Origin of the sequence: Vibrio hepatarius, assembly GCF_018860525.1 — a bacterium.
Lineage (GTDB): Bacteria > Pseudomonadota > Gammaproteobacteria > Enterobacterales > Vibrionaceae > Vibrio > Vibrio hepatarius_B.
Genome location: NZ_JAHKPM010000045.1, coordinates 1 through 25,048, shown reverse-complemented (window position 1 = coordinate 25,048; position 25,048 = coordinate 1). Strand labels below are relative to the sequence as shown.

Below are 25,048 nucleotides of genomic sequence, written 5' to 3'. Positions count from 1 at the left end.
TCATACAGTGGCAGACCAGCTCTCGAGACAAAGGACAGTAATACTAATGCTGTTACATAAAGCGTTCGGAGCATAATAAACAGTATCGTTAAGGGCTAAGTAAAGGTTCTATTATCGAGGATAGGCCAAATTTGAACAATCAGCATTGTATCTAGGGTAAACAAGCCATATATAAACTTAAAACAAAGGCCCCGAAGATTGGATTCGAGGCTCACAAGTTGCTAAATTCAACTTAAGCTTTTTGTGTTTCTAGCTCTTCGTCATTGAAGCCTTTACCAATCAGCCTGCTGGTAATGGTACCTGCTGTTATTGCACCCGAGACATTCAAGGCGGTCCGAGCCATATCAATTAAAGGCTCAATTGATATGAGCAATGCAGCAATCGTGACTGGAAGGCCCATTGCTGGCAACACGATAAGGGCTGCGAAAGTTGCGCCTCCACCAACGCCAGCGATACCGAATGAACTCACAACGATTATCGAGATTAGAGACACGATAAAATGAATATCAGTGGGGTCAATACCTACAGTTGGTGCGACCATTACAGCGAGCATGGCAGGGTAGATACCCGCACAACCGTTTTGCCCAATGGTTGCGCCAAATGATGCCGACAGGTTAGCAATCGCTGGTGGAACGTTCAGCTTATTGATTTGAGCTTCTACGTTAAGTGGGATGGTTGCCGCAGAGCTTCTAGAAGTAAACGCAAATGTAAGGACTGGCCAAATTTTTTGAAAGTAGCTCTTGGGGCTGACACCTACAAAGGAAACCAGAATGCCATGCACAACGAACATTAGAGTGATAGCGACATAAGATGCGATGATAAAACCGAGCAGGTTGAGAATATCATTGGCACTGGAGGTTGCGACGACTTTTGCCATCAGTGCAGTGATACCATAAGGTGTTAAGGCCATAATCATTTTAACAAGACGCATGATGATAGATTGAGTAGCATCGACAAATATGCTTATCGGTCGTTCTAGATCCTGGTTTTCCATCATTACTTTACGGGCTGCAATGCCAGTAAGAACGCCGAAGATCACCACGGCAATAATTGATGTTGAACGTGCCCCTGTGAGATCTGCAAATGGATTGGTCGGGATGAAGCTAACTAGCATCTGCGGGATAGTCAGTTCGCTGACAGTTCCAGCTCTATTTTCTAATATTGCAATACGGGCGGTTTCTCTTGTGCCTTCAACTAGGCCTTGCACAGTCAGACCAAAGGCCTGAGTAATCATGATACCGACTAGCGCAGATATTGCAGTTGTTGCCAATAGTATTGATATGGTTAAGCCAGAGATTTTACCCAGTGAGCCTCCTTTTTCTAATTTTACGACAGCAGAAATCATCGACACTAAAACAAGAGGCATGACTACCATCTTCAGCAGGCCTACATAACCGCTACCAACAATGTTTATCCATTCAAGCGTCTGGTTGATAACCTGAGGATTCTGGTTAAACACCAGTTGCATTACAAGTCCAAATGTACTTCCCGTACCCAAACCGAGAAGCACCAACCTAGGCAAGCTGTGTTTTTTGTTTTGCTGCCGCATAATAAAAAATAAAATGGCGACAAATATCGCCAAAGAAGCGATAGATATAAGTGACATAGAAATTAACCTTTATTAAAAAAATGATGACAGTATTTGATGCTGTATTGAACGATAATGATTTGCCAAGTAGCAATGAAATGAAAATTAGATATCATATATAACAAATAGTTATTTGCTAGTAAGAGCTGCGCAGTTCTTTACAGAGTTGAAAAATATCTCGCTTATTGGTATTGGTTGATTAGATTTCTCATTTGAATACTATCTAGTGTTCGGATTCTATATTTAGAGTTAGAGAACAGGCTATACTGCATTGCTTTCGCCACTTCGCTTGCTTGAATAGGGATCAGTTTAGCCAGTTTTCCAAACATCAATGGGCGGACGGATTTAAGTACCAATTGAATCACAGCTTCATCTTTGCGTGGTGAATCTCTTAAACCTACAATAGGACCTGGCCTAACAAACGTAATATATTCAAAGCCCATACGTTCTATCGCTATTTCCATCTTCCCTTTACATCGTAAATAATGAGAAATTGCATGAGTAGAAGCCCCATAGCTTGAAACTATAGCAATATGAGTTACGCCGAGGAGTTTCATCGTTTGAGCAACTTCACATACTAAGTGATGATCAACGCGTTCAAGTTCTTGCTTAGATCCTGCTTGCTTGATGGTTGTACCAAGGCAGATAAAACCATATTTTGGAGAGGGTTTTTCCGTTTGCCAGTCTTTTACCTGCAGTTGGGAATCTTTTATGACCTCGAGTTTTGGATGAAAAAAGGCAATAGAGCGACGGCTCAATGCATATATATGTGTGATTGGCTGTGCTTCTAGCATCTGTTTCAAAAGCTCGGTGCCGATTAAGCCCGTTGTTCCAGCAATCATAATTGCACGCTCGTTTTTCTCAGACAATGACCATGTCCTCAATACCACATTAGATTGGTAGAGAATCTACTATCAAGTTATAAAAATCTGTGATCCACCTTTGAGGTTGCGAGTTTTATAGGCCTCGACCACCGAGGCCTTTGAATACGACAGTCGCTAAGTGAGTGAAAAAGGAACGCGTTTTAGCGTTTTCGGAGTTGATTTAGGGTGTTTCTGTTTCTTTGATTTTTGATTGGCAAACATACAAACCTCCATGCAATATCAAACTTTGCCCAGCAAAACAAGCAGCCTTCATGCCATCAAATTAGTCGTATTATACATTTCAATAGGTTACAAACTAACTAACTTGTATCCACTTAATAAGATAGCAAAAATTTTGATAAAGACTCATTTTTCTTGTCAATTTGATTTTTATAATGATAAAAAGGTCATCTTTTCGTTGTTTAAGCAAAGATTTATAACTTGATTTGACATAGAATTTATATTCTTAATCTCGCTATGTTCAAAGTTAAATTCACCAGAAATATGATATGATTGACAATAAGTTTGTTTACTATCCAACTGGCAAATTATCATTTATGGGAAATGAGTCGTTCTATAATTGCTCTGCTTGGAGTGTCAAAGCTAAATTTTATAGTTAAACATGATTTTTCTCTTTAATAACTGAGATCATGTCAACATACTTTAATTACACAATTTATTAACATGCTTGCTGTGCAATAAAGGAGTAGCGCATGACGAAAACCCTCTTTCGCCAATCTTTTCTTTTTGACAGCTTAGATTTAGAGCAACCTATGTTATCTGGTGAGATGACCGTTGCTAATGGAACCCTATTTAAGCTCCATGAGCGTGGAATTTTGGAAGTCATCCCGCCTAAGTTGGACGAGAACAGCAAACATATTATCTTTTCCTCTGGTATCCATGGTAATGAAACTGCGCCTATGGAGCTAATAGATAAAGTTATTTTGGATATCCAAACAGGGTTTCAACCTGTAAAAGAGCGTTTGTTATTTATCATTGCTCACCCTGAGTCGACAAATGCTCATACCCGTTTTGTTGAAATGAACTTAAATCGTTTATTTGACGAAAAAGAATATCAACCAACAAAAGAACTTGCTATTGCGCAGAACCTTAAACGTATAGTTAGTTCTTTTTATCACAACACACCGCAAGATAACCGTTGGCACTTAGATTTACACTGCGCGATCCGATCTTCGCAACATTATACATTTGGAGTTAGCCCTAAAACTCGTCATCCTGTACGAAGTAAAGAATTGATGGATTTTTCAGCAAGCGCTCATCTAGATGCCATGATGTTTTCCAATGCGCCTTCTAGTACATTTAGCTGGTATAGTGCCGAAAATTATGCAGCACAGGCTCTTACCGTAGAACTTGGGAAAGTGGCTAGAATTGGAGACAATGCCTTAGATAAACTCGCTGCATTTGAATTGGCAACGAGAGATCTGATTGCCTCGAGTGAATCAGAGCATATACCCCGTCCTCCGGTTATGTATCGTGTAAGTCGGACTATCGTTCGACTTCATGATGACTTTGATTTTCTCTTTGATGATGACGTGGAGAATTTCACGGCATTTAAACATGGTGAGGTTTTTGGTCATGATGGCGATAAACCATTGATGGCAAAAAATGAAGGTGAAGCGATTGTTTTTCCAAATCGACATGTAGTGATTGGACAAAGAGCAGCACTTATGGTGTGCCCAGTTAAAATTCGTTTTGAAGCCGATCAGCTCGTCTACGATTAACATACCTATTCAATCGATGCTTTCTATTTAAGCCGCTTCAAGGTATGGTTGAGCGATTATCACGTATACTCAGCCATACTAGCTTGTAAAGCTCTAATCGAATGTATTTAACCCAACTACTTGATCGCCAACATATTCGCTGGAAGCGCTATGCATTGGTGATCTGCTCCATTCTTATTTGCGTGTCTGCGCTCCATCTGATGGTCGGTGATGTTTTTATTTCACCGTTTTCTGAATTGTCGATGTTCCAAAAAAAATTGGTCATCGAATTAAGGCTTCCTAGATTATTTGCTGCAATAGTCATTGGTAGTGCGTTAGCTGTTTCAGGGGGAGTGCTGCAGGTGCTACTCGGAAATGTCCTTGCTGAACCTGGAGTATTAGGGGTGTCAGGAGGAGCTAGCGTTGTCATGGTCATGCTATTATTCTTGTGGCCAACATGGGCTACACCTGTAGGTTTCATGGTTGCTGCCATTATCGGTGCTTTGCTATTCACTCTGATTTTGGTTTGTGTGGCGACAATGATGAAACTGACGACGACTCGCTTACTGTTGGTGGGTTTTACTTTGGGCATTCTCACTGGGGCGATTGTGACTTGGGCATTTTATTTTAGTGATGACTTAAGTTTGAGACAACTCATGTATTGGTTAATGGGTGGTATCGGTGGCTCCAGTTGGTACCATCACGTTCTCACTTTGTTTTTGTTACCAGTTTTGGCTTGGTTATGTCTAAAAGGTCGAATGCTTGATAAGCTGATGATGGGGGAGCAACATGCCAAGCAGCTTGGCGTAGATGTGACTTCAATTCGATGGAAATTGATTGTTGCCGTTTCTATTTTAGTCGGAGGTGCTGTTGCATTGGGTGGTGTAATTGGTTTTGTCGGTTTAATCGTTCCGCATATAGTTAGGTTGACTCTGGGAGCAGGAAATCGCTACTTATTGCCTGTTTCTGCTTTAATGGGAGCTACTTTAGTTGTGTGCGCAGATATTATCGCCCGTATCACATTAGACTCAGCAGAGCTTCCACTGGGTGTAGTAACTACTAGTATAGGAGCTCCAGTTTTTATTTGGATGCTAATAAAACATCATGATTCGCGTTGATCATTTATCAGTAGGCTCACGAATACTGCCGCTGTCTTTTAGTCTTAATAGGGGTGAAGTACTGCATGTAATAGGGCCAAATGGAAGCGGGAAAAGCACTTTACTGACATCTATCGCTGGGTTACTAGATTTTGAAGGTGATGTGTTGATGAATGATGTAAATGTAGGGGAAAGCTCACTGGAAGTCTTGGCAATGAATCGAGCATTTTTAAGCCAAAGTTCTCACCCTGCGTTTAACCTTGATGTTTCATTTTACTTATCACTGTCTCTACCGCATCACAAAGTAAACGCTGACGCAGAGCAAGCGTTGAAAGAATTGACAGACTTGCTTGAAATTACGGATAAACTTCATCGTTCAATACACCAATTATCTGGTGGAGAATGGCAAAGAGTGAGGTTATGTGCGATATGTTTGCAGATCTGGCCATCGCTCAATCCTAACGCTCAACTTCTTATTTTAGATGAGCCAGCCGCGTCATTAGATATAGGGCAAGAAGTCTTTTTATATCGCTTAATTCGTAAGTTAGCGGATAAGGGCGTTTCGGTGATTATGTCCAATCATGATTTGAACCGAACTCTTAAATATGCCGATAACGCTTTGCTGTTAGATAATGGGGTGATGCAGTCATACGGATCAGTGGCAAAGGTGTGCACTGCTGAAGAATTATCTCGGGTATTTAAAGCCAGTGTTGAAAAAATTCAGTTTAAAGAACAACCTGTGTTGATTTTTAACTGAATAAAAAATGTGGATTTGGACCACCTCAGATATCACGGTCATGAAAACTGAGGTGGTTAGTAATCCGTTTAGATGATCAATGGAGAAAGATCAGCGGGACGATAGTAAACAGATTTAAGTACCTTGCCTTGGCGTATAGTTTTTGCTTCAGAGATAAAGTCTTCAGCACATTTTGCGATGATATAATCGCCTTTCTGGACGGCCATTAGTTTGATGCCTTGTTGAGCGTAATGGGCTTCTGTATCAGCATATTGTTGTTCGCTGCAACATACTTTGCTCATATTACTTGAATGAACTTCATCCCAACATGATATAAAGTCAATGCCTCTGTTTACTGCAACATTCAACAATAAGTCGATAAGATAGGTGATAGAAAGATTTGATTCCAGCGTGTGATCACCCAAGTGGACCAACCGTCCCATTAGTACATATACGGTATCAACAATGGCATCAGCTTGTTCAGTTTTACTATCTGCTTCAGCAAGCTCTGTCAACTCTTCGATTGCTAAAGAGGTATGCAGTGTGTCGGCTTTAGTATCTAACGTTTCTGGATTAGCAACGGGCAAATCAAACGTGGTGCGAAACTCGGTAATATCGCGATAAAGGTGGTCGAAAACTTCTTGAGTGAGCTTAGATAAGAACATGAATGAAACCAGAATTCGATTATAGTTGCCTTATACTACCAAAGCCCCTCTCTAGGTTCTATTGCAGTAACAAAATAAATAACGCATGAGCCCTCTATGCTGTTTGACATATGCTAATCTATTGATAATGACATTGATAGTTGTCATATCTCTAATGGCAGCTGAATAGGAAATGAGATGGTTGCAACAAGCGAAACGGTGATCCGTCGTCTTTACCAGATCACCAATGATTACCAGAAAGGCTTTGACATACAAATCACTCAATTGATTATGCTGGGTCTAGAGCGATTCAACCTTGACATTGGTATTTTGTCACGTGTCGAGAAAGACGTATACACTGTGCTGTATTGCATAACTCCGGAGGATGTCGAATTAAATCCCGGTGACATATTTGATTACCATTCAACATACTGCCAAATAACTTGTAGCTCATTCACTCCAGTCGCTATTGAGCATATGGGAAAAGACGATAAATATGCCAAACACCCTGCTTATGAAGCTTTTGGGCTTGAGTCATATATTGGCGTTCCTATTTTTATTGACGATGAGGTTTTTGGCACACTTAATTTTTCATCTGCAAGACCTCACACAAGATCTTTTGAAGATATTGACATTGATGCATTGAAGTTAATGGCTTCTTGGATTGAAGTCGAGTTGATCCGACGCAAACAAGAAGATCGCTTGCGAGAGCTTAATAGTCAACTGGAATATCAGGCTTTTCATGATGCACTCACCGGAGTTGCTAATCGTCGATGCATGTTTAAAACGATCCATTTAGATATAGAACGAATGTTATTGGCCGACGGAAAAGGCTCAATAGCGGTGTTAGATATTGATCACTTTAAGAAGGTTAATGACAAGTATGGTCATCAAGTGGGCGACGATGTGCTCAAAAAAACCGCTCAAGCTTTGAGGTCTAGGCTTGGTGACATGGATTTTATCGCTCGTTTTGGTGGGGAAGAGTTTGTGGTTTGGCTGCCTGAGCGTGATGTTGATGAGCGGGATAAAATATTTGAAAGACTCCGTCAATCTGTATCAGAGGTTGTCTTAGATAGGGATCCAATCAGCATATCTATCGGTGTTTGCCACTTCGATTTTGGCAAAAAAAAGGACTTAGAATGTAAAAGAACCGTTCTTGAGCACTTAATCGATCGAGCGGACACCGCTCTATATGAAGCGAAGAGGCAGGGACGTGATCGTGTTATAACGGTCACGAGTTAAGATAAATGACGTGCATGCATCCCCCTGCCATGTATGTGAGTTCTGAACTATTCACTGTTCTATTTAAACAAATAAGGAAATAACTTAACCAGCTCTTTCTGAGATAGGTTTTCGACTCTTTCAATATTTGTCTCTGGAATCGATTCAGGGTTTGGGTAGTGCTTGAGCACTTTTGCCATACTGTCTTCACGAATAAGATGAAAAATCGGGTAAGGCGAGCGATTGGTTAGGTTCTCAGCATCTTGCGGGCATGTACCTGCAAAACAATATCCTGGATGGAAGGTGGCCAATTGGAATATACCTTGCCAATTTTGTTGTCGCATCAGCGCCTCAACCCAATCAATAAATAAATTATATTCATCAAAGTCATTAAGCATCTTAGGTATGACTACAAGTGTTGTTTCTAATTCTTCAACTGGCTTTTTTTCTAATTCCAATAATTGATTGAGAATGTCTTCTAATAAAGTGTGCTCATTTTCTGCATTACTGACGAATATTTTGATCTGATTATTGCGTTGTGGCTTTGCTGCAAATGGACATAGATTAAGCCCAATAACCACATCCTTTAGCCATTGGTTGACATGTTGAACAACCATATTATTTGTATTTAGTGCTGTCATTTTGCTGATATTTTATTTTTGGTAACCAAGAATAGCAGAACCGATTCATTGCTGTAAGCGATTAAGTTTGGTTAATGCAGTACCATCTATGGAATCTTGTCTAAGTTGATAGCAAAGAACATAAATGACTAGATAAAGTATCAAACCTCCACTCATAACAAAGAGCCAACCGCCATGTTGCCAACAGTAAATCAGTAAAAAGCCTCCTAAACTACCGCCAACATAGTAGTGAACGAGATACAGAGCGGTGGCCGTTGCTTTAGCGGTCGTGGACTTTTGGCTCACCCAAGCGTAGGCAAGTGTATGGGTAAAAAAAGCCCCAAAGCTGATTAAACATAGCCCCAAAACCATCCAAGGCATGTGATCAACATAGGCGACTAGCATTCCAACCAAACTTATCGATGTACCTACAACCATCCCCAAAATGGGGTGGTAGTGACGGTTCCAGATAGAAGTTAACTTTGAGCTGATCGTTCCGGGTAAGTAACAAAAGAAAATCAGTGAGGCAAGTCCAATGGGAAGCGAATGTGGAACCTCGACTAAACGAAACCCCATTACTGAATAAAGATTAACAAATAGTGCGAAGTTTATTCCACCAATCAACATAGCCAGCATAATGGTTTTGTTTTTAAAGTGTTTTATCACTGCTCTATTGTGAAACCTCAGCATACCACCTTGAGGTGAAAAATGACGTTGTGTAGGTAGCATAGTCATAACAATCAGCGCGCCAAAACAGGTGATTATTGCCATGGCGATCACCGCTTGCTCCCAGCCAAAGGCATCTGTAAGCGTTCCACCAATAACTCTGCCACTGATCCCGCCTAATGAATTTGCTGCAATATAACCTCCAATGGCTTGATTAAAAGCCTTCGGAGACAGCTCCTCTGCCATATAAGCAACAGCGACTGAAGCAAATGCCGCAATCGCGACTCCCATCATTGCTCTCATCACGATTAGATTGATTAAAGAAGGGGACCACAACATACCAATTGAGATGACAGGCATTGAGAACAAGCCTAAGACCATGACTTGCTTGCGTCCAATAGTTTCAGATACTACTGCCCAAGGAACCAAACTGAACGAAAGTACAAGGGTTGTGGCGGCAAAGAGCCAGTTTATTTGAGTTTCTGTTACCGCGAAATGCGCAGCCATATAAGGAAGCATGGGTTGGAATAGGTAGAGGTTACAGAAAACAACAAAAGAACCAAGAGCAAGGGTGAAGATGACCCGCCGATATTCATTAGTTCTAAGCTCAATCATTTCATTAACTGCCTCACTAAAAACAACCAGTATTGTGATCAAAATATCACTCAAAACATGATTAATAAAATATATTAACCATATCGAGTTAATAAATAATATTTATGAGGCTGTGGTGGATACCAGACATTTAAAGCATTTTGTGGCAGTGGCTGAATTGAAGCATTTTACACAGGCAGCAAGAGAGCTCCATATTGCTCAACCAGCTCTTAGTATGTCAATAAAGAAATTCGAACAGCAGTTGGGAGTTGAGCTGTTTCGTAGAGACGATCGCCATGTGTCGTTAACTAATGAAGGCAGGGTATTGTACCAACATGCCAAGCGCGTGTTGCAGCAAATTGACGATGCTAAATTGGCTATCAATGAATTAAAAGGTCTTGAGAAAGGAGAAGTAAGGCTTGGAGCACCAAGTATGATGGGCTCCTACTTTTTTCCTCAAGTGCTAATGGCTTTTAAAGCACATTACCCCAATCTTAAAATTACTCTGGTTGACGCGGGGGCTCGCTCCATTCGACAAATGTTGCTTGAAGGTGAATTAGATATTGGCGTTATTGATGGACAGAATGTGCCAGAAGATCTTGAGACGGATTACTTATCTGAAGAGGAGATGGTGGCTGTTGTTGGATCGGAGCATTATATTGCAAATCGAGAAAGTATAAGTTTTGAAGAGTTCTTTGATCATGAGTTGGTTATGTTCAAACCGGGTTATTTTCATCGTGATTTTGTGGAAGACAAAGCTCGGCTTTATAAACGGGAAATTAAGTTTTCCTTTGAAACCAATTTACTGCCATTAATTTTGAGTGTTGTAAAACATGAATTTGCAATTACTGCGTTGCTAAAACTAGTTACAGACAATGAGACTGATGTTGTCGCTATTCCTTTTGATGATCCAGTTTGTATCCGCCTTTCACTTGCTTGGAGAAGAAATGGCTATTTATCTATTGCTGACAGAACTTTTATTGAATTCGTCAAACAATACGTTTGATAGAGGTTAAGTTTTGTGCTGAAAATAGCCAATCTTTGTAGTTGCAAGTCAATAAACTACTGGAAAAATGGCCGTACTTTCCTAGTCTAGATATAGAAGCAAATTCTAATAAACATGGATGCAAACTATGGCTAGACTGTTTTGGACGCTATTTTTCGTGTTATCTGCATCAGGTGCGCAGGCAACGAAGCCAGATATGATGAGAATCTACCTTGACGCAGACAGAACAGGGCATTTAGAGTCAGCTTTGTCGATAGAGCATGGTATTAAAGTCGCTTTTTCTCAGCATGGCGATCAAATTGCCGGGGTTCCAGTAGAATTTATAACTACAGACCATAGAGGTAATGTGTTGAGAAGCAAAAAAAATATGCAACGCTTCTTGGAAGACAGCCAAGGACTCGTCTACGTTGCAGGTCTGCATTCTCCTCCATTGATAAAATATCGAGAGTACATTAACAAGTCTAAAATATTGACTTTAGTGCCTTGGGCAGCAGGGACACCTATTACACGCTATCCAGTGGCTGAAGATAACTACGTATTTAGATTATCTGTCGATGATTCTAAAGTCGGTAAAATACTGGTTAATTACGCGTTAGCCCAAAACTGTAAACAGCCACACTTGCTGTTGGAAAATACAGGATGGGGAAAATCAAATCACAAAGCAATGATGGCGGCATTACCAGAGCCGCTTCAGGATAAAGTCAAAACAAGCTGGTTTAACTGGGGCATTAAAGATGTTGATGCACGCGTATTAATCCGAGAAGCTCAATCGAGTGGCGGAGATTGCGTATTATTAGTTGCAAATAGCCGTGAGGGTAAGCTCATTGTAGAAAGTGTCTCAGAAGTTAATATTGAACTTCCAATATACAGCCATTGGGGTATCACAGGTGGACAGTTTGCTCAAAATGTATCTTACGAAGTAAGGGAAAAGGCCAAATTGCGCTTTATTCAATCTTGTTTTAATTTCTACAGTTCTGAAAGTAATAGTTTTAACCAAGCGGTTTTTGCTAAAGCCAAGAAAATGTTTCCTGCCTATTTTGAGGACACAAACATTAAGGCACCTGCTGGTTTTATTCATGGGTATGATATTGCTAGCGTTTTAATCACAGCGACAAACAAGGTGAAGTTAACCCAAGACCCAGAAGCAAATAGAATGGCGGTAAAAGCCGCATTAGAATCGATGAGTGAACCAACTCAAGGTTTGGTAAAAAAATACCAAAAGCCTTTCTCCCCTTTCAGTGAAGATAACTTTGACGCTCATGAAGCGTTAGGCAGTAACGATTATTGTATGGCCATGTATGATGATAAAAATGCTGTCAAACTTTTACCTAAGTCTATTTAAACCTTAAGGTTATTTCACACTATGTTCAGGTTTGATAAGAGAAATGGAATGCACTTATTTAGTGTGTTTCTCGTTGTTGGTGCCTGTGTGTTTATGCTTGCCAGTTTTGCATTTGTTCAACACCAAGCGCGTGAGACGGCCCAAATTATCATTAATGAAAGTTTGAAAGTGAAGTTTGTCGCAATAGAACGCTACGTTTTTGAATTTTTTAAACTCCATGAACAGAGGCTAGATAGGGTAGCGTCACATTCAGTTGTCAAAGGAGCGACGTTAGAAGGTATCTCGAGTAAAGAATCTTTTGCTGACCAATTAGCACAGTTAAAAGGAACAGGTACAAGCTCGTATATAAATATTTATGATTTTTCCGGCGGAGTGATTTATCAAGAAAGAGAACTACCCACAGTAGTTGATGAATATTTAAAATCTGGTGTGGAGAAGGAAACTTTAATGCAAAGCGTTTCTTACTTTTTTTTTAAAACAAATGGACGTGATTTTTTATTACTGACTCTACCTGTTTTATATAACGGTTATGCAGAAGGGCTGAGCACATACGTAACACCACTCGATGAAAGTAATTTCTTTGAAAGCCTCGGTACCGATAAGATGCACTGGTTTGGTATTGCTCAAAACCGGCTTGGTTGGAACATGGATCCCCCCAACACTTGGCAGGTAGACATGTTTCCAATTGAGGGCACAGAACTCTCTCTTCTTTATTCAGTCTCCCCTAAGCTAGTGAGCAATGCTGAATCAAATCTTACTCAAAGTCTTTTAGAAGGTATGGTGGTGGCGACGAGCATCTCGCTGGTCGTTATGTTTATCTTTGGCCGACAAGTTTTAGTTTCACCTTTCCGAGCTCTGGCCGAATCAGAGCACCAACTATACCAGCAATCTGAAGAGCTTAAAGTGAAGGAGGCGGAATCAGCTCAATTAGCAAGAGTGGTTAAATACATGCGAGATGCTGTGGTCTTTACTGATTTAGACACCAAAGTCACTTGGGTTAATGGTGCCTTCGAACGCTTAACGGGTTATTCACAAGCTGAAGTGATGGGTAATAAACCAGGTAAAATGTTGCAAGGTGAAGATACGGACAAGGAAACTACTCGTAAAATACGTGAAGCCATAGATAGCAGAGCATCAGGCTTTTTTGAGCTACTGAATTACACTAAAAGTGGCCAAGCTTATTGGATTGAAATTGCTCTAACGCCACTCTATACAACAGACGGTAAGGTCGAAGGGTTTATGGCAGTAGAGAGAGATATTACTCAACGTGTAGAATTAGAATCTTCTTTAAAAGTCAAAGCTGTTGAAGCTCAGGCAGCAAACATAGCAAAGTCACAATTCCTTGCTGCAATGAGCCATGAATTGAGAACACCTATGAATGGTATTTTAGGTGTAGGTGAGTTGCTGAGTAATACGTCTTTAAATACTGAGCAGCAAGATTATGCTGATACTTTAGTTGGGTCCGGTCAACATATGCTCAATGTGTTGAATGATATCCTCGATTTTTCAAAGATTGAAGCAGGTAAGTTTGAACTGGAATTTGCTGACTTTCAGCTTAAAGACTTAGTGGACCGATTAGAAAGGTTGTATCAGCCATTATGTACCGACAAACAGCTTGAGTTTACTTGTGAATATTTTCAGCCCTGCCAAAAAGAACTTAACGCAGATGAAACGCGCATATCTCAAATTTTGCAAAACCTATTAAGTAATGCGGTTAAATTTACCAGTGAAGGCTCTATCGGTTTGTCAATTGAACTGCTCGAAAAAGATAAACAGGGTAAGTTGACGATACGAGTTTCGGATACGGGTATTGGTATCAGTACAGATAAACACTCGTCTATTTTTGACCCATTTTCACAAGCAGAAGCAGATACTACAAGGCGATTTGGTGGCACGGGGCTCGGTCTTTCAATCACACGCGATTTGGTCAAAGCCATGAACGGGACCATTGAGATGACTAGCGTGGTAGGTGAAGGAAGTCAGTTTACGATTGTTTTACCGGTTACCTTAATTGAAATAAAAAGAAGTGAAGTTAATGAGAAAGTTGTTCTTGAATTTGATGGAACCGGTTTAAGTGCGCTTATTGCTGAAGATACGCGTGTTAATGCTCTCGTATTAGGGAGGTTTCTCGCTAACAAAGGCTTTGAATATGAAGTAGTTGAAAATGGCCAGCTAGCTGTTGAGAGAGTCCAGCAGCGTCATTTTGATTGTGTGCTAATGGATAATCATATGCCAGAAATGGACGGCGTAGAAGCCACTAAAACCATCACTTCGCTCGATTTAGATAATCCTCCCATCATCATCGGATGTACCGCTGATGCATTTGAACAGACTCGCCAGCGGATGATTTCAGAAGGCTGCGCCGAAGTGATAACCAAGCCCATTAATTCCGCGCAACTTGATAAAGTGTTCCACGCCACATTTACTCCAAATAACACTAATTCGGCAAAACAGGCTTAGAATATTCCTAAATGGATAGCCTTTGATGCATTTTATGATCTTCTGCGTTAAAAACAATAACAATTATCAATAAAGTCTATTTTAAATATTTCTATAACTTGCAATAATTCAACCCCTGAATGTAACCAAGTTTTTTAATGCAATATGTAGAGCTTTGGCTGAAATAACACTCTGGTCCCCTTAGGTTAAACTCTGTTTTTGACGTAGCGTTCAGAAACTGGTTTTTACCAAAGTTACTTTTTTGTTAACGCTATCGCTTACTGATTTTTCACCTTTCAGATGTAATCAACTTAATATTATGAAATCAATTATTACAAAAGTCTGTTCAATACTGTTTATTGGAGGGGCTACGGCGTTTTCAATAACGTCATTGAACGCCATTGCCGCACCAGCCGGCTCACCTCCAGTCACATGGCCTAATACTCAATGTGCCTTGCCTAACGCCACTTTAGTTGATGGGGTATGTCAAAGCGCATTTAAGTTTGAGCCTCATTATACGTGTCCTGCTAATGCCAGCTTAAATCACAACAACGCTCAATGCTATGGCAGTGAAAATAAACCTATGTTCCTTTCATGTCCGAGTGGTTATAGTTTGGTCGACGGGAAAACGGGGAAGGAATGCCGTAAGGTTAACTATAGTAATCATTGCAGTGATTTTCTCCATGATCTAGATGGTCTTCATGCGAATCGGTATCAACATTGCGTGAATAAACGACTGTACGAATATGTTAGTAGGAGGTACCCTGCCGTTGTCGCACGACATTATTCCGGTATCCGATACTATGACTCACCAGAACCTGGAATCTATTGGGGAGACATTCAGCCCCCAGAATGGGCTTGCCCTCCAGGCTTTGAAGTGAGTGGCGGTTATTGCCGTAAAAATACCACCACAGCAGCGCAGCCGGTGTGTGCGAGCAATCAAACACTCAGCCGTAGTTTTGGCTTTACTGCCTGTATCGAAAATCGCAAACTGCCCGAGCAAACCTCACTTAAAGGCTACCTTGGCGATGGTGAAATTGCCCCAAGTTCGCAGCTTCAATCGACGGCGATTTACGGCCAATCAGCAAATCAACTACTGATGATTGATGCTGGTAATCAGAGCAATGTCTCACATATGCGGTTTGGGCATTTCAACCAAGATGGAAAACGCTTGGCATTGGTCAATAGCCCCAAGCTTAATGCTAACCTTGTTGACCAATCGCCGCCTCAGTTGATCGTGATTGAACACACGGGCAGCGATCCTATGGTGCTTGGTAAAGTTGAAGTACTTGGCCGTGCAGCGGATTTGCTCTTTATTAGCCAAGCGGGTGTGATTTGTCAGTCCTGTCAGTTTAGCAATACCCAGCGTGTCACGATTGCAAGCGGTGAGGCTGAGTTTGACCGGCAAGGTGCACTGGCAAACATCTCAACCAATCAAGGTGAAATTCAAGTTCGCGGCACTAATGGCTTGATCACTGATGATGCACTTATGGTCACCTTACTGGCCAACCGTATCAATCTTGATGGTCCTATCTCTACTTTAGCTAAAGTACATAAAACCATTGATGGTGAGATTGTGCTTGACCCTAATGGTGAGCTAATTGCCTCGCAAGGTAATGTGCAAGTCATTGCTGGTCGTATTACCCATGATTATTCGACAGGTAATAACCAAGTCGATGTGGTTGAGAACAGTGTACCATTAGTCGTCAAACACCCGATTGATGCGGGCAGTGTTTGGCTTCAAACCACCAACCAATACAGTGATATTGTGGTGGAGGATCATATTAACACTAAAGCCGATATTACCGTGCTCAGTGATTATCAGACTCACCAAGGTGATGAAAGTACCTCTCAACTGCTGCTTTCTAACGGTGATATCCATATTCAAAGCTTTGCTACGGCAGTATTAAAAGACGCGACCTTATCTACTTCTTCCAATGTCAATTTGCAAGGTCAAAATGTTCGAATCCGCCCGCGAGACAATTTCCAAGCGGCCAGTATTGAAGCGGGTTTGGTTAGCGTAGCTGCTGAGTTTGAATTTGAAAGCCAAGGCCTGGTCAGTGCTGATGAGATAAAAGTCGCGGCCAAGTTTGTTAACAATGTTGGCGGTGAGTTAATAGCGGCCAACAATTTATACGTTAACGGTGAAGAAAACATCAATAACTATAATCAAGGACTACTCGCGGCAAGTGATGTCACTCTAGTGAGTAAAAAATCCATTACCAATGGTTGGCTTGAAGGCTTTCAGTGTCAATATCCCGCAGATAGCTTTGACCAAGCACCGACAGCTTTGCGTCGCTCAAAACGCTCGCTCAGTGACAGCGCTGCTGACTCTCGACGTGGCGGTGGTGATATTCATATCAACCAAAATCAGATCCAACTCGGTACGGCTTCTGGTTTGGTAGCCAACGCGCAAAAAAAATGCGCTGAGCAAGGTAAAGTGGTTTCACAGATTGATGTCGATAACCGCCGCTCACTTATCATAGGTTTTAACATTGCCATGCAAGCCCCAAGCGTGCTCAATGTAAACCCACAGCTTAAAAAGCGAGTGAATAGCAGAGCCGCCAATGATGAGCCGATAGCCTTTGAACTAAAAGATACCTTTGAAACTCTGATTTCGGCGGAGAATAACCTCTATATTGAAGCGTCGAACTCTTTAAAAAATGTGTCATCAGCGCTTGAAGTGCTGACGGGTAACTTAAGTGTTCGCACGCCAAGAATTAGCAATGAACGTTACTTTATAGAATCAAATACCAATGTCGATAAATCTCGCCCTCATCGCGATATCCATATCACAGAAACGACTCAATATGTGAAATCCTTGTCGCCTCCACCTTATTTACTGGTTGGCGGCAATTTCTATATTGATGGTGGTAAAACTGCCGAAGATGAAATGGCCAATTCATTTGCTTCCGCCATCATCAACGAAGCAGGCAGCGTTGAAGTACTCGGTACGCTTGCGGGTAATATAGCCAGTTTGCGCTCACTGGGTTTGGTCACCCAAGAGCGAGTAGATCGCAGAGTCACCCATCACCATGCGCAGCGGTATTGTTCACGGAGGATACGTACGGGAATTAAAAAAATATGTGTCCGTCATAAAACACGGCGCTGGACCACCACCAGTTTTCATATCGATAAAAACCAAATCAATGGCCAGCTTATTTCACTGTTTGATATTCAACACCCTGACACCGACATTCAAGGTCTACTGACAACGGGTGATATTTCTTACGGCAAAGACTTCTAAAAAAGAATAAAAATAATGATGGATAAAAATCAATTAAACGAGTCGAGAGACAACTTGCCTCGTTGGAAAAAAATTACCGCGAGTGTAATGCTCCCCGTACTCACAATGACGTTTACTGCGCCGACTCTGGCGAGTATGCGCATCAATCAAACTATCGATCAGCTGGAAGATCATTTAGCGTCTTCTAGCCGCTATCTGCTTGACGCTCAGGTTGATAATTATATTGATCAATACAATCAAAACCTTGGTCAATTAGAGATTCGAGATGGTTTGACTGACTTACTAGGCGCCATCCTCACTGACAACCCACAATTTGAACCAGAAAAAGATTGGTCACCCATTCATGGTGACATTACCTTTTTTGTTCCCTTGCCGACACCAAAAGCTTATGGCAATGGCGCGATACAACGTGAAATCGTACGTTTTCAACTTAAACAGCTGATAGGTAGCAGTCGCATATCAGAGCTAGGTTTTAGCAGTTATGAGCAAATGCAGAGCGAATATTATCAAAACGCGCTCTCGTATATGCAAGATACTGGACATCGATTTGGTGACAAGTTATCTCAGCAAGACATCGATAATCTGCAATACGATATCATTTGGCCAGAAAAACGTTTTCTGCCGGGTGTAGGACGCGTCTTTATACCTTTTGTCTATCTCACGGCAAGAACTATTGACGCTCAATCAAGCTGCGTAAAAAGTGATATCCAAACTCCGCGTTTATCTGAATTTGATAAAGCTTCTCTACAACATGCTATTGCAAAAGGCATGTCTGACTTGGTGCACGAGTCACGCGACAGCAGCAGCCATTATTACGAACGTTTTTCTTCGCCATTGACAGAGTTAACCGATGGGCTCACGCAGTTTTATCAGCAAAGCAGTGAGGATGCTAATGTCCGCTTTGAAAACTACGATTGCCAAACCGGAGAGCCTGTAATTCCCGATTACATTGGTTCAGCTTATATTCAGCGTGATCTCGTACGTCAGCAGCTGAATGGCTTACTTAATCGCAGCTACCTTGTCGCGCCTAGAGCTTATGACACCTATGAAGATATGGCGCAAGAATTGTATCAAAATGGTTTTCAATACCTGCAAACCAATGATCTGATTTTTGGCCAAAAACTCACCCAAGTTCAAATGGACAGTTTGCCTAAGGATATGCTCTGGCCTGAGTTTGAAATTCTTGCCAATGGCTCTAAGGTTTTGGTGCCAAGAATTTATCTCACGGCACAAACCGTTGCAGCCAACAAAGTCGATGGCACTACATTTAGCCTTGGTGAAGGCACCATTACGGCCACTGATTTTCTCAATAAAGGCGGTAAAGTGATTGCCATGCGGGATACGTTAATTCGTACTCGTAACAGCTTTACCAATGACAAGGGCTATTTGAGTGCCAAAGAGGGCATTCAGCTTGAAGTGGGCGGTTTATTGTCTAACCTGTCTGGCACGATTGAAGGCAGAGACGTTAAACTCACCGCTTATGCACTGAAAAACCAGACCTTAGTCTACCGCTATGATCATGCTTACGGGTTTAATGAACAGGCGCAGCAACTGGCGAAAATTGAGTCTTTTGGCGATCTTAATATTCAGACTGCCAGTCACTTTGTCAGTATAGGTGGCCAGTTCTCGTCCCAAGGTGACTTGAAAGTCAATGCTGGCGGTGCGGTACATCTACTTCCAGCCGAAGTGCGCCATAGTGATGCACAAAGCGGCAACGGTTGGAGTCAATCGAGTCAATCATTGACTAATATCCAAACTAAAATGTCAGCAATCGATCTGCTGTCTATTGCCACTAAGCAAACTATCCTATCACGAGGTTCGATACTCGAAAGTCAGGGCACATTGGAACTTCTTGCCAGCCAAGGCATTCATTTACTCGCGGCGCAAGATCATTATAGCTGGCACAAACTTTTTGAAGTCAATGGTAGTGGTGCTTTTGACACATCACTCAAAAGAGAGGAGAGTGAACAACGCTCGCAGGTTGTCTCTACTTTGTTAAAAGCGGGCTACGATCTCATCCTTTCAACGGAAGCTGGCCCTGTTCAGCTAAAAGCGACGCATTTAACTAGCCACGGGTTAACTCGCGTAACTGGAGATACAATCGATTTAGAGTTGGAACTTGAGAAGTACTTCTACAGTTTTGCCGAGTCTTCTGAAGATCCGATTGTCGTAAGTCAAAAAGGCCATGGTATTTCGAAAGAAACCGCTCATATGTCGCAATTTCGCGCTCAAGGAGGTTTAGTCCTTGATGCAAGAAATGGTATCACCATTGAACTGCCAAGAAATCCTGACCAAAAACATATTGATCACCATGCGTTGATTGATCAATTAGCGACGAACGACGGCTTAAGCTGGATAAAAGACATAAGAGATAATCACCCAGATGCACGATGGGAAGAGATTGACTTAGTTCTTGAACAGTGGGATTACGACCAAACCAGTCTTAGCCCAGCCGCAATGGCGATATTGGTTGTTATTGTGGCTATCGCTACTTCAGGTGCTGGAACAGGAGCTGCTGCCGGTGCTGGTGGAGCTGGCGCGGGTGCCACTGCTGGTGGAGCCGCTGCTGGTGCAGGAGCCGCCGCTGGTGCAGGTGCTGCTACTGGTATGAGCGCTGCTGCTTCTGCCGCATTAACTGCAGGGACCAAAGCACTTATTGTTCAAGCGTCGGCTTCAATGATTGCAAATGATGGTGATATCTCAGATACGTTTGATCAATTAACGTCATCTGAATCAGTGACCAGTCTTGCGACAAGTATGATCACCGCAGGTGTTATGCAGGGGCTCGATTTAAACTTTGTTTCTGATGGTCTTAATGGTGTTGGCGTCAATGAGGTTGTCGTTGATATTGCTCAACAATCGGCAAACTCAATTTTTTCATCTGTGGTTGCAGTTCAAGTTAGCAGCATCCTTTCTGGTGAAGGCTTAAGCGGCATCGATGATTTTGACAATATGGTCGTCAACGCTGTCGTGACTTCTTCGATTGCAATGGTTGGCGAGAAATTAGCCAATAAGATCAGTGAAGCCAAGAGGGGCGACAATCCTATTTCAACCGCGTCTGGTTACATTGCGCACGCTGCGCTTGGCTGTGCTCTTGGTGCCGCACGTCAAATTGCAGCTGGGGGTGATAGTGACGAAAATGTATCAGGTTGTGGCAGTGGCGCTGCTGGAGCTGTGGTTGGTGAGTTTACGGCAGAGTTATACAAAAGTAATACGGACTTTGAGGAAAAGCTTGCATTACTTGAATCTGAGTCACGAGTCTTCACAGACAAGTTTCTTAATGACATGAATAACCCAGAGGTTAACCCGCAATCGCTTCAATACCGTCAGCAGTTGACTCAAGATCTGCTAAAGATACAAAAGATGGGTGGGGATGTTGGTCGATTAGTGGCAGGGATCACCCTCTTTGCAACAGGGGCCAATCATAGCAACATAGATCATGCCATGTTTGCTGCGGGGAATTCAGCCGAAAATAATGCTTTCTTTATACCGGTTCTTATATTTGCGTTCAACACGTTAATGGTCGCCCTCTTAGCGGAAAGCATTAAAGAAACCGTAGAAGAAGTTTGGGATATTATAGAAAATCCTGAAAGCCTGACCGATGAGGTTATCGAAGCCAAAGTCAAAGAGTTATTGGTTGATAAGCTGATTGAGATGGGAATAGACCATATCTTGAGATTAAAGCTGGTCAAGAAAGGGAAGGAGGCCATTCTTGAGGCAATAGAAGATTGGTCCGCTGACGATGTGCTAGATAAGATGATCGACCATGCCAAGACTGATGGCCAGATGTCACCTCATCTTGATAAGTTAGAGCAGATCCGAGAGAAAGTCAGTGACAAAGCGTCTTCTAGTAAGCCAAAGCCGACTATCTTTAACTCAGCAGGGGCAACTGTACCTGATCATTTGCCTATTTCTCAAAAAGATTATGACGCTATCATTAATCTGGAAAGAGGCAATAGACCTAAAGATCCACGTTCGTATTTGAGCAACGAACTCGTGGATGCTCACGAAGCGTTGTTTAATCAAGAGGGCGCGGCTTTTATACAGTTTGAAGCAGGTTTGGATAACTTTGATTTTCCGTCCCTTGTACCAAGGAAGTTTGCGGGATTGCCAAGTGAGATGGATCAAATAGTAGCTGAGTACAAAGCATCTGGTAATGATATTAGAGTGTTGAATAAGCGGCTCAGTTTGGGAATGAGTGATGATGCAATCAAAATGGCCTCAAAACGTAAGATAATATATGTAAAAATTAAACCAGATGATGAACGTTTCCAATTTGAAATGCCCAATGGAAACGAATTTGGAGCATTTAAGAATCAATGGGTACCAGGAGGACTAACAAAGGATGGAACAAAAGAAATTGTAATTGAAGGTGCTCACAATATAGAACACAATAACAGTATAGAAACCTTGAAATCATTTTTTACTGATGCGGAGTACTTATAGATGGAATATAGCTTATTCGAGTATGCGCTTAAGAATGACGAATGTAATAGCTTCTTTAAAGGAAAGGATGACTATTATCAGCGTTCAGAGAGGGATGAACATGAATATGGTACCAATATATGGATAGTGCTAAATGACATAAAATCGGGGCGAGTTTCTTGTGAGGACTTTTCGAATCAGTTTGGTATTTTTGTGCAAAGTTTGAACTTTTCGGATGAAGATCGAAAACACTTTTTCCAAAATGTTCACTGTTACTTAACAAATGTCTACAAGTATAAAGAAATTGATAAAGATATTTTATTCAGTAATCCCAAGGTCGAATTAGTGGTGAAAGATTACCTTAAGAACAACTGTCATACAGAGTACGCTCAGCGTTTTATTCGGAGTGTCCAAGATAAGTTTCCTAAAGCTATAGTTATCAGCTACACAAATAATGAAGATTAATTTTGCAACAAAAATAATTTTTCCTTATAAGCTTTAATAGATGGACAGGTACGAGGTTGGATACCTTGAGCCGACCATTGACAGTGAATATATGCCGCTGTGGTTGGTAAAAGGGGAGTTTCCAAGCTTTTACGCTCTAGACCCAGAGTATAAACAGCTATTCCCTCACCAAGCTGAAGATGCCTAATAGGCCATAAACCCAAAGCCCCTTAGCTTAAGTGCTAAGGGGCTTTTTTGTGCTTGAAAGTAACTTTTGGTGCGTATGAAGGAGAATGGGTACTTGGCGGCTTTACCAAAGGTGGAGCAAGAGAAATTGCAATTGAGGGCGCAGAAAAAATTCAGCATAATGGCGATATCGATTCCCTTAAGGCGCATTTTACTGAATCGGAGTATTTGTAAATGAGTAATGAATCTTTTGAGTATGCACTGGTGAATAATGAGGTTGATCAATATTTTAAAGGCTCAGGTAACTACTTATGTTTAAATAGGGATTACGGAGTGCACAACTATGGTCCTGCTCTGTTCTTGGTGTTACGTGATGTTCAGTGCGGTAAAATTGATACTGAGCTATTTGTGCACGAGTTTACATCGTTTGTAAAAAGGCTAAGAAATAACCCAGAAGATCAAGAGCATTTTTTTGGTAACATTGAAGCATACGTTCGAAGAATTTATCTAAGTAAATCAATCAATATAGATGTATTGTTCGATAGCGAAGTTTCGTGCTCAGCGATTCGACATTATTTGAATGACAATAAAGATAGCGATGTAGCAAAGCGAGTGATGTCTTATATCCAACGGGATTTTCCGCAGGCAAAGATTCTGACTTATCTTGAATAGACGACTGCATAAAAGATAGGCACTGAGATTAGGTGCCTTGAGCCGACCATTGACAGTGAATATATGCCGCTATGGCTGGTCAAAGGTGAGTTTCCAAGCTTTTACGCCCTAGATCCAGAGCATAAACAGCTATTCCCTCACCATGCTGAAGATGCCTAACAAGCAATAAACCAAAGCCCCTTAGTTAAGGGGCTTTTTGTGCGCGAAAGCTGCTTTTTAGAAGATTAAGAAGATAGTCTAGACAAGCTTAAAGCGAAGTTTACTGATGCGGAGTACTTATAGATGGAATATAGCTTATTCGAGTATGCGCTTAAAAATGACGAATGTAATAGCTTTTTTAAAGGAAAGGATGACTATTATCAGCGTTCAGAGAGGGATGAACATGAATATGGTACCAATATATGGATAGTGCTAAATGACATAAAATCAGGTCGAGTTTCTTGTGAGGACTTTTCGAATCAGTTTGGTATTTTTGTGCAGAGTTTGAACTTTTCGGATGAAGATAGAAAACACTTTTTCCAAAATGTTCACTGTTACTTAACAAATGTCTACAAGTATAAAGAAATTGATAAAGATATTTTATTCAGTAATCCCAAGGTCGGATTAGTGGTAAAAGATTACTTTAAGGACAACTGTCATACAGAGTACGCTCAGCGTTTTATTCGGAGTGTCCAAGATAAGTTTCCTAAAGCTATAGTTCTCAGCTACATAAATAATGAAGATTAATTTTGCAACAAAAATAATTTTTCCTTATAAGCTTTAATAGATGGACAGGTACTAGGTTGGATACCTTGAGCCCACCATTTCATTTGTTCTACCGAAAACTGAAGCTGACGCCCTATTAAAATCAACAGGTGGGAACCCTAGAGCCTTAGAAGAAGCTTTAGGCTTACCTGAAAACTTCTTAGATGGAAATACATTGTTGCGTGTTAATGTAGCCAGACCTAAAGAGCTTAATCTTAGAGTTCCATCAGGTAATGAAGCTGGGGCTAATGATTTATGGTTGCCCGGAGGTAAACTTCCTAACGGAAACAGAGAGGCAATAATAGATGCCGAGGACATTAAGCCAGAAAATTTATCTGTAAAAGAATTACTTTTTGAGAAATAAATATATGAAATTTGAAGATACTTTTTTTAGTAGAGGGCATAGATTTTCTGTTGGTGTTGAAAAGGAATCTGGCAGATATTATCTGTCTATTCCTGTGAGTAACAGAGTAGTTGATTATGAAGAATACTATGAAATTGGTGCTGATAACTTTAAGTTATATCAAGAGCATCCTGAGTCAGCAAATGAGTTTGTAAAACAGTGTAGAAACCGACAAAAAGATGATCTTTTAATTTTAAAGCCGGGGAATAATCGAGGAGTGGCTTGCTAGAGAAAGAAAAAATAAATAAAGGAAAGGCACCTAATGGCGGTGCCTTTTTTTATAGAAGTTGATAGTACAAACACGTAAGCTCTATAAAAAAATACTAAGAGAAAGTACTAGAGGGCTATAGCCGAAGATTTTTTCTTTGATATGGTGACAGAAAATCTATA

21 protein-coding genes are annotated in these 25,048 nt (G+C 41.2%); 16 read left to right on the top strand and 5 right to left on the bottom strand.

Annotation, left to right across the window (positions count from 1 at the left end; translation table 11 throughout):
- Positions 1–232 precede the first annotated feature (232 nt).
- Together KO511_RS13290 and KO511_RS13285 are read right to left on the bottom strand one after the other, a co-directional pair.
- Positions 233–1,606, bottom strand: a complete 1,374-nt coding sequence (locus KO511_RS13290) for an L-cystine transporter (protein ID WP_215987897.1) — start codon at positions 1,604–1,606, stop codon at positions 233–235.
- Positions 1,607–1,770: 164 nt separating this feature from the next.
- Positions 1,771–2,430 (bottom strand): NAD(P)H-binding protein, encoded by a 660-nt coding sequence (locus tag KO511_RS13285; RefSeq protein WP_215987980.1) that lies wholly within the window; start codon positions 2,428–2,430, stop codon positions 1,771–1,773.
- A 734-nt stretch (positions 2,431–3,164) separates the two neighbouring features.
- Between KO511_RS13285 and KO511_RS13280 the strand changes: the two genes are divergently transcribed.
- The 3 genes from KO511_RS13280 (at position 3,165) to btuD (ending at position 6,026) form a co-directional block, all read left to right on the top strand.
- On the top strand, positions 3,165–4,193 hold the full coding sequence (locus tag KO511_RS13280) for a succinylglutamate desuccinylase (RefSeq protein ID WP_215987896.1): 1,029 nt from the start codon (positions 3,165–3,167) through the stop codon (positions 4,191–4,193).
- A 101-nt stretch (positions 4,194–4,294) separates the two neighbouring features.
- The gene (gene btuC, locus KO511_RS13275) at positions 4,295–5,290 is read left to right on the top strand and encodes a vitamin B12 ABC transporter permease BtuC (protein ID WP_215987895.1); all 996 of its coding nucleotides are present in this window, start codon (positions 4,295–4,297) and stop codon (positions 5,288–5,290) included.
- Complete coding sequence (gene btuD, locus KO511_RS13270; RefSeq protein WP_215987894.1) at positions 5,277–6,026, top strand: vitamin B12 ABC transporter ATP-binding protein BtuD; 750 nt, start codon at positions 5,277–5,279, stop codon at positions 6,024–6,026. The genes btuC and btuD overlap by 14 nt, the downstream gene beginning before the upstream one ends.
- 68 nt (positions 6,027–6,094) lie before the next feature.
- Here the strand turns inward: btuD and KO511_RS13265 are convergent, their stop codons facing one another.
- Positions 6,095–6,670, bottom strand: coding sequence for a nucleoside triphosphate pyrophosphohydrolase family protein (locus KO511_RS13265; RefSeq protein ID WP_215987893.1), 576 nt, complete (start codon positions 6,668–6,670; stop codon positions 6,095–6,097).
- Positions 6,671–6,847: 177 nt separating this feature from the next.
- Here KO511_RS13265 and KO511_RS13260 point away from each other — a divergent pair, with 177 nt between their 5' ends.
- Positions 6,848–7,891 (top strand): sensor domain-containing diguanylate cyclase, encoded by a 1,044-nt coding sequence (locus KO511_RS13260; protein WP_215987892.1) that lies wholly within the window; start codon positions 6,848–6,850, stop codon positions 7,889–7,891.
- 59 nt (positions 7,892–7,950) lie between these two features.
- Here the strand turns inward: KO511_RS13260 and KO511_RS13255 are convergent, their stop codons facing one another.
- Positions 7,951–8,511: a DUF1415 domain-containing protein gene (locus KO511_RS13255; RefSeq protein ID WP_215987891.1), complete on the bottom strand. Its 561-nt coding sequence runs from the start codon at positions 8,509–8,511 to the stop codon at positions 7,951–7,953.
- Positions 8,512–8,556: 45 nt separating this feature from the next.
- A complete protein-coding gene (locus KO511_RS13250) occupies positions 8,557–9,771 on the bottom strand; it encodes an MFS transporter (protein ID WP_215987890.1) in 1,215 nt (404 codons plus the stop codon).
- Positions 9,772–9,886: 115 nt separating this feature from the next.
- Here KO511_RS13250 and KO511_RS13245 point away from each other — a divergent pair, with 115 nt between their 5' ends.
- From KO511_RS13245 to KO511_RS13190, 12 genes are all read left to right on the top strand, one after another.
- On the top strand, positions 9,887–10,756 hold the full coding sequence (locus KO511_RS13245; RefSeq protein ID WP_215987889.1) for a LysR family transcriptional regulator: 870 nt from the start codon (positions 9,887–9,889) through the stop codon (positions 10,754–10,756).
- A 127-nt stretch (positions 10,757–10,883) separates the two neighbouring features.
- Positions 10,884–12,098, top strand: coding sequence for an ABC transporter substrate-binding protein (locus KO511_RS13240; protein ID WP_215987888.1), 1,215 nt, complete (start codon positions 10,884–10,886; stop codon positions 12,096–12,098).
- 48 nt (positions 12,099–12,146) lie between these two features.
- Entirely contained in the window at positions 12,147–14,558 is a 2,412-nt protein-coding gene (locus KO511_RS13235; RefSeq protein WP_252724365.1) for a PAS domain-containing hybrid sensor histidine kinase/response regulator, read from the top strand.
- 298 nt (positions 14,559–14,856) lie between these two features.
- Positions 14,857–17,784, top strand: coding sequence for a two-partner secretion domain-containing protein (locus KO511_RS13230; RefSeq protein ID WP_215987886.1), 2,928 nt, complete (start codon positions 14,857–14,859; stop codon positions 17,782–17,784).
- Between the two features lie 15 nt (positions 17,785–17,799).
- The gene (locus KO511_RS13225) at positions 17,800–22,230 is read left to right on the top strand and encodes a DUF637 domain-containing protein (protein WP_215987885.1); all 4,431 of its coding nucleotides are present in this window, start codon (positions 17,800–17,802) and stop codon (positions 22,228–22,230) included.
- Positions 22,231–22,674: a hypothetical protein gene (locus tag KO511_RS13220; protein WP_215987884.1), complete on the top strand. Its 444-nt coding sequence runs from the start codon at positions 22,231–22,233 to the stop codon at positions 22,672–22,674.
- Between the two features lie 40 nt (positions 22,675–22,714).
- The gene (locus tag KO511_RS13215) at positions 22,715–22,861 is read left to right on the top strand and encodes a hypothetical protein (RefSeq protein ID WP_215987883.1); all 147 of its coding nucleotides are present in this window, start codon (positions 22,715–22,717) and stop codon (positions 22,859–22,861) included.
- Positions 22,862–22,914: 53 nt separating this feature from the next.
- Positions 22,915–23,073 (top strand): hypothetical protein, encoded by a 159-nt coding sequence (locus KO511_RS13210; protein ID WP_215987882.1) that lies wholly within the window; start codon positions 22,915–22,917, stop codon positions 23,071–23,073.
- On the top strand, positions 23,074–23,511 hold the full coding sequence (locus KO511_RS13205) for a hypothetical protein (protein WP_215987881.1): 438 nt from the start codon (positions 23,074–23,076) through the stop codon (positions 23,509–23,511).
- A gap of 282 nt (positions 23,512–23,793) precedes the next feature.
- Positions 23,794–24,237, top strand: coding sequence for a hypothetical protein (locus KO511_RS13200; RefSeq protein ID WP_215987880.1), 444 nt, complete (start codon positions 23,794–23,796; stop codon positions 24,235–24,237).
- A 193-nt stretch (positions 24,238–24,430) separates the two neighbouring features.
- Entirely contained in the window at positions 24,431–24,619 is a 189-nt protein-coding gene (locus KO511_RS13195) for a hypothetical protein (protein ID WP_215987879.1), read from the top strand.
- Between the two features lie 4 nt (positions 24,620–24,623).
- Complete coding sequence (locus KO511_RS13190) at positions 24,624–24,887, top strand: hypothetical protein (protein ID WP_215987878.1); 264 nt, start codon at positions 24,624–24,626, stop codon at positions 24,885–24,887.
- The last annotated feature ends 161 nt before the right edge of the window (positions 24,888–25,048 follow it).